We start from the raw sequence: 10,785 nt of genomic DNA on the forward strand, positions 1-10,785 counted from the left end.
CGACATAGGGGGACCACTCTGTGGCGACTCCACCATTTTAGGGGACAAACCTGAGAGCTTGCGCTTTCAACTATTCCGCCCGAATAACCAACGGACGAATAGCCCCGAAGATTCCATCCTATTAAGGTGGCTTAAAGGCACAAGCAACCCCAGGGGGCCGCAATGCAAACACCCGTCCAAGAAAAACCAACAGCTGTACCTGCAACCGGCGCCGCCGCGACCAGCCACAGCACGGCTGCCACGTACGATTTCATGGTTGTCTCCAACAGGCTACCCGTTGACCGCTGCGCGCCAGGTGAGAGCGGCGACGATGGCTCCGGCTGGCGCCGCTCCCCCGGCGGCCTGGTGACTGCCCTCGCACCCATGATGACCAAGACAGACGGCGCGTGGGTGGGTTGGCACGGCGCCCCTGACGAAACCGTCGAGCCTTTCAGCCACGGCGGCATGGACCTGGTCCCTGTGCAGCTGAGCAACGACGACGTTGAGCTCTACTACGAGGGTTTCTCCAACGCCACCCTGTGGCCCCTCTACCACGACGTCATCGCCCCGCCGGAGTTCCACCGAACCTGGTGGGACGCCTACCGCAGGGTCAACCAAAGGTTCGCCGACGCCGTCGTACGCCATGCCGGCCAGGGCGCCACGGTGTGGGTCCAGGACTACCAGCTGCAGCTGGTGCCGCGGCTGCTGCGCCACGCGCGGCCGGACCTGCGGATCGGGTTCTTCAACCACATCCCCTTCCCCCCGCCGGAAATCTTCGCCCAGCTGCCGTGGCGGCATGCCATCATTGACGGCCTGATGGGTGCAGACCTGGTGGGCTTCCAGCGCCCCAGCGACGCCGGCAACTTCATGCGCTCCGCCCGCCGGTTTCTCGGCGCCAGCGTCAAGCAGCAGCAGGTGCACGTAAAGGGTAAGGACGGCGAGATCACGCACATCGCCAGGGCCCAGGCCTTCCCCATCTCCATCGACGTGGCCCAGATCAGCGAACTGGCCCACAACCCCGAGATCATCGAGCGTGCACGCCAGATCCGCCAGGACCTCGGCAACCCCAAGACCATACTCCTGGGCGTGGACCGGCTCGATTACACCAAGGGCATCCGGCACCGGCTCAAGGCCTTTGAGGAACTCCTGAACGAAGGAAAGCTGACGGTCGGCGACGCAACGCTGATCCAGGTTGCCAGCCCCAGCCGCGAACGGGTTGAGCAGTACCGCCTCCTGCGCGAGGAAATCGAAGGCACCGTCGGCCACATCAACGGCACCTACGACACCATCCAGAACACGGCCGTCCGCTACCTGCACCACAGCTACCCCGTGGAGGAGATGGTGGCGCTGTACCTCGCCGCCGACGTCATGCTCGTCACGGCACTGCGTGACGGCATGAACCTCGTGGCCAAGGAATACGTCACTGCCCGCAAGGACAACGACGGCGCCCTGGTCCTCAGCGAGTTCGCCGGCGCCGCGGACCAGCTTAAGCAGGCGCTGCTGATGAACCCGCACGATATCGACGGTCTCAAGGACACCATCATGCGGGCCGTCGATTTGCCTCCCAAAGACGCCGCCCGCCGCATGCGGTCCATGCGCAAGCAGATCCTGGAGCACGACGTCGACCACTGGTCAGCCGACTTCCTGGCCGCCCTGAACGAGAAAGTTGTCCGCGATGACTCCTGACGCCCGGCCCGCCAAGGGCCCGCTCACCTTGTCCCCCGAACTCCGGCAGGCCGCCCGGCGCATCGCCCAGACGGAGCACCTGCTGGTGGCCATGGACTTCGACGGCACTATTTCCCCTCTGGTTGACCGCGCCGACGACGCCCGCCCGCTTCCGCGCTCGGCCGCCGCTTTCGCCGGGCTCGCCGCCCTTCCACGCACGACGACGGCACTCATCTCGGGACGGGCCCTCGCCAGCCTGCGCGCGGCAGCCTCGCCCCCGGTGGACACGCTGCTGATCGGCAGCCATGGCGCCGAGGCGTGGCTGGGCCCCGGCTCCGCGGAGCTGACACTCGATGAAGCCCAGCGCCTGTTGCTGGCCGAAGTCCGCGGTGTCCTCGAAGAAATCGTTGAGCGGGCACCGGGCACGCTCCTCGAAGACAAGCCCGCAGGCGTAGTCCTGCATACCCGGCTGGCCACGGACGATGTTGCCGAGGACGCGGTGGCTGCGGCCCGTTCCGTTCTCCAGGACCGCAAGGGCGTTTTCCTGAAGAACGGCAAACGCGTCCTGGAAACATCGGTAGTCAACGCCTCCAAGGGCGAGGGCCTGACGTTCCTGCGCCAGATCACCGGGGCCACTGCAGTCCTCTTCGCCGGCGACGACGTCACGGACGAGGACGCCCTGGCACGCCTGGAGTCCGGCGATGTGGGCGTCAAGGTGGGCCTGGACTTCACCCAGGCCGAGTTCCGGGTGGAAGCGCCGGCCCACGTGGCAGAACTTCTCGAAGCACTCCTGCAGGAACGGAGCCTGGTGGTGGCCGAAGAAGAGCCCGGCACTGACTGAACGTCGGGAACATGTCCAACCTCACATGTGACCTCCGTAACATTTGCACCAATACGCCAATCGTCTGACATACTCTTGGTTGTGATGTGGCGCACAGGAACCGTGCGGCGTCACGTGATACTCCTCGGCTTCGGCCGGGGAGTACACGGCTGCAATGCCGTGGATAACTGAATTACATGAACCATTCACAACGGATCGTCCGGCACGTACCTGCCGGTGAAGGGATTGATAACTGTGGCTACAGTTACTTTTGATAACGCTACGCGTCTGTACCCGGGCACAGAGAAGCCCGCTGTTGACAAGCTCAACATTGAAATCGCCGATGGCGAATTTCTGGTCCTCGTAGGACCCTCCGGTTGCGGTAAGTCCACTTCCCTGCGCATGCTCGCAGGCCTTGAGGACGTCAACGCCGGCCGGATTCTTATTGGCGACCGCGATGTCACCGATGTTCCGCCGAAGGACCGCGACATCGCGATGGTTTTCCAGAACTACGCGCTGTACCCGCACATGACGGTTGCAGACAACATGGGCTTCGCGCTGAAGATCGCGGGCGTTTCCAAGGAAGAGCGCGCCGAGCGTGTCCGTGAAGCCGCCAAGCTTCTTGACCTCGAGCCGTACCTGGACCGCAAGCCGAAGGCACTCTCCGGTGGCCAGCGCCAGCGTGTTGCCATGGGCCGCGCCATTGTGCGTAACCCGCAGGTGTTCCTCATGGATGAGCCGCTTTCCAACCTGGACGCCAAGCTCCGTGTCCAGACGCGTACGCAGATCGCATCCCTGACCCGCCGCCTCGGCGTCACCACCGTTTACGTCACCCACGACCAGGTCGAGGCCATGACCATGGGTGACCGCGTGGCTGTGCTGAAGGACGGCCTGCTGATGCAGGTTGACACCCCGCGCAACCTCTACGACAAGCCCAAGAACGTCTTCGTTGCCGGCTTCATCGGCTCCCCCGCCATGAACCTGCTCGAACTGCCCGTGGTCGACGGCGGCGTCCAGTTCGGCGGAACGGTTTACCCCGTGCCGCGCAACATCCTCGAAGAGGCCCACGGCAGCACCGTCACCCTGGGCAGCCGCCCCGAGGACCTTGAGCAGGCCTCTCATGGTGAGGGTCTCCAGGTCGAGGTCGACGTTGTTGAAGAACTCGGTGCCGACGCGTACGTCTACGGCCACACGACGCTGGACGGCAAGGACCACGACATCGTGGCACGCGTCGACGGCCGCCGCCCCCCGCTGAAGGGCGATACCATCTACGTCCGTCCGCAGTCGGGCCACGTGCACCTGTTCGACACCAAGACCGGTCTGCGCCTGGGCGACTAATCCCCAGCTCCGGTGGTTGAGCTTGTCGAAACCCCGGAGAACACTGACAAACCGACGGCGGCCCTCCTCACTGGACGGGCCGCCGTCGGCGTTTAAGCCCTGTTTAGGCAGCCGCCCCTCTGTAGGAAAGAATTGATCCATGACCGACGAAAACAGTGCACAGTGGCACGACGAGCCCACGGACTACGCGCAGGTCGGCAAACTGCCGCGGTTCGAGGCAGCGAGCGCCAAGGATGACAAGGTACTTGCCGCTTCCAGCTCGCTGAACATCACTGCGGCGTCCGCGGATCCCGAACTCCTGGACCTGCCCTGGCACATCGCCCTGGAGGATTGGCCGGCTGAGAACCTGGCAGCGCTCCCCCGCGGCATATCGCGGCATATCGTGCGTTTCGCGCACCTGGGCGGCTCCGTCATCGCCATCAAGGAAACGTCCGAGCATGTGGCCCGCCACGAGTACCACATGCTCCGCAAGCTGGCCCGCCTGGACGTCCCGTGTGTTGTCCCGGTAGCAGTCATCACCGGGCGGACCACCCTGGATGGGCGGCCGCTGAACCCCGTGCTGGTCACCCGCCACCTGAAGTTCTCCATGCCGTACCGGGCCCTGTTCTCCCAGATGCTCCGTAAGGACACTCTGACCCGGCTCATCGACGCCCAGGCCCTGCTGATGGTCCGGCTGCACCTCATCGGCTTCTACTGGGGCGACGTCTCGCTCTCCAATACGCTCTTCCGCCGTGACGCGGGCGCGTTCGCGGCCTACCTAGTGGACGCCGAAACTGGCGAGCTGTATCCGGATCTTTCCACCGGCCAGCGCGAATACGATCTCGAGATTGCCCGGGTCAACATCGCCGGCGAGCTGATGGACCTCCTGGACGGCGGCCTCATCGAGGAGAAGGTGGACCCGGTGGCCACCAGTGAACTCATCATGGAGAGCTACCGGCGCCTGTGGACGGAACTGACCGAGAAGGAATCCTTCGAGATCGGCGAACGCTGGCGCGTGGCCGCCCGGATCCGGAAGCTCAACGAGCTCGGGTTCGACGTCGAGGAATACGCCATCAAGACCACCCAGAACGGCTCCACCATCCAGCTCCAGCCCAAGGTGGTCGACGCCGGACATCACCAGCGCCGGCTGCTGCGGCTGACCGGACTGGACGCCCAGGAAAACCAGGCCCGGCGCCTGCTCAATGACATGGACTCCTTCCGGGCGGACAACAACCCTGAGATGGACGAGGAGTACAGCGCGCACCTCTGGGTCAGCCAGGTCTTCGAACCCATCGTGCGCTCGATCCCCCGAGACCTGTCCCGCAAGCTTGAGCCGGCGGAGGCAGTCCACGAGGTGCTGGAACACCGCTGGTACATGTCCGAGGAGCAGGCCCGCCACATTCCGCTCGCCGAGGCCGTGCAGTCCTACATCGAGTCCGTTCTGCGCCACCGCCGGGACGAGGCCGCCATCATGCTTAACCCGGACACGGCAATGCTGAAGATCCTCGAAGTGGAAACCGAGGAGTCCCGCTATGGTGCCGACGAATCCATCGAAGAGTACCCGGACGTCGACGACTGACGCGGACCATGGGCCTGCCGCGGTGGCAGCACGGTTGTGTTAACACAGCCCCAACTAGGTAGCGGTAACTGTCGTTATGAGCGGTCAAAACGACACTTGCTGCTACCTAGTTTCGCGGCGGGCGGCGGCCTTTAGATGGCTTTCCCCGGATTCAGGATGCCGGCCGGGTCAAAGAGTTCCTTAATCCTGCGCTGGAGCTCCCTGACGGGTTCCGACTGCTCCAGGCCCAACCAGCGCAGTTTGTACTGCCCGATCCCGTGTTCCCCGGTGATGGTGCCGCCCATTTGGAGCGCAGCGTCGATGGATGCGTCCAGGGCAAGGTTCAGCCGGCCCATGGCGTCAGCGTCCACGGCGCTGTCCTGGCGGTCGATCCAGAACGTGGGGTGCAGGTTGCCATCTCCCGCGTGAGCCACCACCTTGAGGCTCACGCCGTGCGTTGCCGCGAGGTCTTCCAGCGCCGCCACGTAATCCACCAGGCGTGAGCGCGGCACAGCCACGTCCTCGCCTACGCGGTATTCGTCGTCCACCTCCACGCCCCGGCTGTTCCGGCGGAGCTCCACGAGCTGCTCGGCTTCCGCCGTGGATTCCGTGCTCACCGTTGCCCCGCCGGCCGCGAGAACGGAACGCACGACGTCGGCCTCCGCCGCTGCCCCGAACCCGTCAGTCTGGATCAGGAGCAGCGAACGCCCACGGGAGCTCAGGTCGGATCCGTGGAGGTCGTCCAGCTGGGCCAGCGTCCCGCCGTCGAGCAGTTCCATGATGGCTGGCTGCACGCGGGCCCGGCCCACCGCCAGGACACCTGCAGCGGCCTGCCTGAAGTCCGGGTAGAACGCGGCGATGGTGTGCACGTCACGGGGCAGGTACTTGAGCCTGACGGTAGCCCCCACCACGATCCCCAGAGTGCCCTCAGAGCCGACAAACAGCCCCGTCAGGTCGTAGCCCGCAACGCCTTTGAACGTCTGGTGGCCGGTGTGGATGAGGGACCCATCGGCCAGCACCACATCCAGCGCCAGCACCGAGTCCCGGGTAACGCCGTACTTGGCGCAGCGCAGTCCCCCGGCATTCGTGGCAATGTTGCCGCCGATCGTGGAGGAACGGAAGCTCGCCGGATCCGGCGCGTACATCAGGCCATGCACTGCGGCGGCCTCGTTGAGGGAGGCGTTGACCACGCCGGGTTCGACGACGGCGGTCTCGTCGTCCGGGTTGAGGTCAAGAATGCGGTTCATCCGTTCCAGGGACAGGACTACGCAATTCCTGCTCGCGTGCGCGCCGCCGGACACGCCTGTTCCGGCTCCGCGGGCCACAACGGCGACGTTGAGGGCCGCACACAGCCTGACTGCGGCCTGCACATCCGCCACAGACCCGGCGAAGACCACCGCTTCGGGGAGCTGGAAGTCCAGGATGGGGGCCTGGTCCACGGCATATCTCGCGAGCAGCTCCTCTTCGGTACTGACCTGCCCTGACCCGAGGGCGCCCACCAGCTCTTCAACCAAGCTGCCCACGCAGTCTCCCGTTCCGTCGTCGTTGTCGTTCTCCCCAGTCTAGGACGGTGGCACCCATCGGCCCGCCATCCCAGGAGCGGCTGTAAGCGTTTCCAGCACCGGCGGATTGTCCGTATCCTACCCATCAGTAGACATATAAATTTTCTGGTGGAAACGTTTGCAGTTTCCCGCAGCTTAGGGTCTAAGCTGTCCTCCATGTCTGTAGATACAGCGTTTACCGCCACCGCCCCACTGATGGGCCGGCTGTCCCTTATCCACGATGCCGACAACGCCCCCGGCTGGTGGCGCTCGGCCGTCATCTACCAGGTGTACCCGCGGTCCTTCCGGGACCTCAACGGCGACGGCATCGGCGATCTCGCCGGGATTACTGCGGAACTTCCGCAACTGGCCGAGCTGGATGTGGACGCCGTCTGGCTGTCCCCCTTCTACAAATCCCCGCAGCGCGATGCCGGCTATGACGTCAGCGATTACTGCGACGTGGATCCGATCTTCGGCACCCTGGGTGACTTCGACGTCATGATTGCCGAGGCCAACCGTCTGGGGCTGCGGGTCATCGTGGACCTGGTTCCCAACCACTGCTCGGACCAGCACGTGGCGTTCCAGGCAGCCCTCACCTCCCCTGCAGGGAGCCCGGAACGCGACATGTTCATCTTCCGGGACGGGACCGGGCCGGAAGGCCACGAACCGCCCAACAACTGGCAGTCCCACTTCGGCGGTCCGGCCTGGACCCGGGTCACGGGGCCGGACGGCCAACCGGACCAGTGGTACCTGCACCTGTTTGATTCCTCCCAGCCGGACTTCAACTGGGACAACCCGGCCGTGCACGCCGAATTTGAGCGGGTGCTCCGTTTCTGGCTGGACCGCGGCGTCTCCGGCTTCCGGGTGGACGTCGCCCACGCTTTGGTCAAGGCCCCTGGCCTGCCGGCCTGGGGCGGCCGGGCCGACGGCGGCAGCTCGGACGGCTTCCCCGGCCACGAGGCTCCGATGTTCGGCCAGCCGGCCCTGCACGACATCTTCCGGGCCTGGCGCCTGATCCTGGACGGGTACGGGCCGGACCGCATTCTGTGTGCCGAAGCCAACGTAGACCCACTCCCCCGCCTCGCCGACTGGGTCCGGTCCGATGAAATGCACCAGGCCTTCAACTTCCCCTACCTGCACGCCGGGCTGGACGTATACCGGATGCGCAGTGCTATTACGGACTCGCTGACTGCCCTGGACGCAGTAGGAGCCCCCAGCACCTGGGTGCTCTCCAACCACGACGTGGTCCGTCATTCCAGCCGCTTTGGTTACAACGGGTCCGGTCCGCGCGATGGCGACGGCATCGGCGCGGCCGATCCGCAGCCGGATACAGCCCTGGGCCGCCGGCGTGCAGCCGCCGCCTCCCTGTTTATGCTGGGACTGCCCGGCGCCGCCTACCTGTACCAGGGTGAGGAGCTTGGGCTGCCGGACGGCATCGATATTCCGGAGCACCTGCGGCAGGATCCCACGTTCGCACGCACCGGAGGGGCCCGGCTGGGCCGCGACGGCTGCCGGGTTCCCCTCCCGTGGCGCAGCACAGAACGGCACCTGGGCTTTGGCTCCGGCCAGGATCCCTGGCTTCCCTTGCCGTCGAGCTTTACGGACCTGGCACGGGACGCACAGGCCGCATCGCCGTCGTCGCATCTTTCCCTGTACCGGAACATGCTGGCGCTGCGCCGCGAACTGGGTTTGGGCCGCGGGTCACTGGCTTGGGCCGAGGACTGGTGCAGCGGTTCGTCCCTGGCGTACCTGAACGGCGATACGCTGGTGCTCATGAACCTCAACCACGAACCGCTGGAGATGCCGGCAGGCAGCGTCCTCGTCCGCAGCGCCGGCTCTGACTCTGAGTTCGGCTCCGGCTCGGGCGCAGCCCGCTTCCTGGCTTCCGGGGAAACGGCGTGGCTGCGGATTGGCGGAGGCGACGCAGAGTAGTGGGACTTGCGGGCATCAAGGACGTTGCCGACCGCGCCGGGCTGTCGATCGCCACTGTGTCGCGGGCGCTCAGCGGCAAAGCGAATGTGTCGGCCAAGAGCCGGCAGCTGGCAAAGGCAGCGGCCGACGAACTGGGCTTCGTCCCGTCCTACCATGCATCCAGCCTGGCCTCAGGCCGTAACCACAACGTGGGGCTGGTGGTCCCGTCCATCCACCGCTGGTACTTTTCATCCGTGGTGGAGGGCGTGTCCGGCACCTTGCTCGACGCGGGCTACGACCTCACCCTGTACAACGTGGGCGACCGGCCGGAACGCCGACGCAGCGTCCTGAACGATTTCCTGCTCCGTAAGCGGCTGGATGCGGTCATCGCCGTTGCTCTGGTCCTGAGCGAGTCCGAAATCAAACAGCTCCTGGCCATCCACCGTCCGATCGTCGGCATCGGCGGCGCCCTGGCCGGCGCGTCCACCATCAGGATTGATGATGCCCGCCTCGCCAGGACAGCCACCGAGCACCTCCTCGGGCTGGGCCACACCCGGATCGCACACATCACCGGCGATGCCGAACTGAACCAGGACTTCAAACTCCCCGGGATACGCCGCGCCGGCTTTGAGGCAGCCATGCACGCTGCCGGGCATGCTGTCCACCCCGAATGGGTAGTGTCCGCGGACTTCACCATCCAGGGCGCCTACGTGAGTGCCCGCAATCTCCTGGCCTCCACGGCCGGGCGGCCTACTGCAGTTTTTGCCGCCTCCGATGAGATGGCGATCGGGGCCATCCTCGCCGCCCGCGATTTCGGCCTGCGCGTGCCGCAGGATCTCTCCGTGGTCGGCATGGACGGGCACGAACTGGGCGAGGTCTTTGGGCTGACCACCATCAACCAGGATGCGCGCGGCCAAGGCGCTTTGGCGGCCCGCATGCTGTTGGAAACGCTCGACGCCGGCGCGAAGCGGCCTGCCAAGGGCACGCCACCGTCAGCAGCGGCCACCGACCGGGAGTACCCTACGGAGTTCCTCGTCCGGAACAGCACGGCCGTCCCGCCGGCCTGACCGTGCCCCTTGGCCCATTCTGAGCTGGGTCCGTCCCAAGAAGCTGCTATTCAGGGCCGGCCGTCAGGCCTACCCCGCCCATGAACCTCACGAAGCGGTCCAGCACCTTCGGCCAGCCGGCAGCATAGTCGGCGCGCGCTGCGGCAGGATCCTCCGCACCTTCCCAGCCGTTGTGGACCAGGCGCAGTTCGGTCCCGGATTCCACGGCCCTGAACGCGACTCGCAGCTCGGTGGACCAGATAGCGGTGGTCCCGGGATGCCAGGACGCGTGGAAGGAAAGCGGCGGCTGCCAGTCATCTATGGAGCCCCAGACCGCGGTCCTGCCGTCGTCAGCCGTTTCCACGATGAGGTTCTCTTCAAACTCAACGTATGATCCTGCCCCGTACACACCGTGTGAATCCAGTGGCCACCACAAGTGCGTGTGATCCGTGAAGCCAGCGAACGCCTGCGCCACCGAACCCGGCACTATGACAGTGCAGATGACAGGTTCGAGGTTCTCTGCGGGCTCAACTGAAGCGGGGAGGGCGTCGTCCGCGTGGCTGAAAAGGTTATCCATGGACGCCAACTCTACGCGGCTCCAGCATTCCCCCAGGTGACGCTCTCGCACTTCCTGCGCATTTCGGGGTGACGCTCTCGCAGTGGTCTGTGTTCGGGGTGCGGTTTCCGACGGCGGCGGGGTGCCTGGGGTGCGCAGCACGCTGCGGGTAGTGGGTGAGCGTGTCCAAATTCACTGCAGGAAGTGGAGAGAGGGGTCCAGTTACTCACTGCAGGGAGTGGGAGCGGGTCCGGGTTTTCGCTGCGGGTACTGCGTGAGTATCCCGGCGGGCGGGTGTTTGTGGTCCTGGGGTGGTGTTTTGGTTTTAGTGGTTAACGTGGGAGAGCCCCCCAACCTGGTGGTTGGGGGGCTCTCGACCGTAATGATGTTCC

8 protein-coding genes are annotated in these 10,785 nt (G+C 65.5%); 6 read left to right on the forward strand and 2 right to left on the reverse strand.

Features of this window, described 5'->3' with window-relative positions:
• Positions 1-162 precede the first annotated feature (162 nt).
• The 4 genes from NG701_RS00655 (at position 163) to NG701_RS00670 (ending at position 5,360) form a co-directional block, all read left to right on the forward strand.
• On the forward strand, positions 163-1,665 hold the full coding sequence (locus NG701_RS00655) for an alpha,alpha-trehalose-phosphate synthase (UDP-forming) (protein WP_305884412.1): 1,503 nt from the start codon (positions 163-165) through the stop codon (positions 1,663-1,665).
• Positions 1,655-2,485, forward strand: a complete 831-nt coding sequence (gene otsB, locus NG701_RS00660) for a trehalose-phosphatase (protein ID WP_252563356.1) — start codon at positions 1,655-1,657, stop codon at positions 2,483-2,485. The genes NG701_RS00655 and otsB overlap by 11 nt, the downstream gene beginning before the upstream one ends.
• 234 nt (positions 2,486-2,719) lie before the next feature.
• Positions 2,720-3,802: an ABC transporter ATP-binding protein gene (locus NG701_RS00665; protein WP_056346563.1), complete on the forward strand. Its 1,083-nt coding sequence runs from the start codon at positions 2,720-2,722 to the stop codon at positions 3,800-3,802.
• 139 nt (positions 3,803-3,941) lie between these two features.
• Entirely contained in the window at positions 3,942-5,360 is a 1,419-nt protein-coding gene (locus NG701_RS00670) for a DUF4032 domain-containing protein (RefSeq protein WP_252563360.1), read from the forward strand.
• Between the two features lie 131 nt (positions 5,361-5,491).
• On the opposite strand, the gene NG701_RS00675 is transcribed toward NG701_RS00670, so the two are convergent.
• Complete coding sequence (locus NG701_RS00675; protein WP_252563363.1) at positions 5,492-6,862, reverse strand: FAD-binding oxidoreductase; 1,371 nt, start codon at positions 6,860-6,862, stop codon at positions 5,492-5,494.
• A 195-nt stretch (positions 6,863-7,057) separates the two neighbouring features.
• On the opposite strand from NG701_RS00675, the gene NG701_RS00680 reads away from it, so the two are divergent.
• Both NG701_RS00680 and NG701_RS00685 read left to right on the forward strand, forming a co-directional pair.
• Positions 7,058-8,812, forward strand: coding sequence for a glycoside hydrolase family 13 protein (locus NG701_RS00680; RefSeq protein ID WP_252563366.1), 1,755 nt, complete (start codon positions 7,058-7,060; stop codon positions 8,810-8,812).
• Positions 8,812-9,858: a LacI family DNA-binding transcriptional regulator gene (locus tag NG701_RS00685; RefSeq protein ID WP_252563369.1), complete on the forward strand. Its 1,047-nt coding sequence runs from the start codon at positions 8,812-8,814 to the stop codon at positions 9,856-9,858. Before NG701_RS00680 ends, NG701_RS00685 begins: the two co-directional genes overlap by 1 nt.
• A gap of 46 nt (positions 9,859-9,904) precedes the next feature.
• Here NG701_RS00685 and NG701_RS00690 read toward each other — a convergent pair whose 3' ends face one another.
• Positions 9,905-10,414 carry an SRPBCC domain-containing protein gene (locus tag NG701_RS00690; protein ID WP_252563372.1) on the reverse strand — a complete coding sequence of 170 codons (510 nt, stop codon included), beginning with the start codon at positions 10,412-10,414 and terminating at the stop codon, positions 9,905-9,907.
• Positions 10,415-10,785: the final 371 nt, after the last annotated feature.

Source organism: Pseudarthrobacter cellobiosi (assembly GCF_023913815.1).
GTDB classification, from domain to species: Bacteria; Actinomycetota; Actinomycetes; order Actinomycetales; family Micrococcaceae; genus Arthrobacter; species Arthrobacter cellobiosi.

Coding starts and splice junctions, on each gene's coding strand:
- NG701_RS00655 (WP_305884412.1), top strand. CDS start 163: ATGCAAACACCCGTCCAAGAAAAACCAACAGCTGTACCTGCAACCGGC.
- otsB (WP_252563356.1), top strand. CDS start 1,655: ATGACTCCTGACGCCCGGCCCGCCAAGGGCCCGCTCACCTTGTCCCCC.
- NG701_RS00670 (WP_252563360.1), top strand. CDS start 3,942: ATGACCGACGAAAACAGTGCACAGTGGCACGACGAGCCCACGGACTAC.
- NG701_RS00680 (WP_252563366.1), top strand. CDS start 7,058: ATGTCTGTAGATACAGCGTTTACCGCCACCGCCCCACTGATGGGCCGG.
- NG701_RS00690 (WP_252563372.1), bottom strand. CDS start 10,414: ATGGATAACCTTTTCAGCCACGCGGACGACGCCCTCCCCGCTTCAGTT.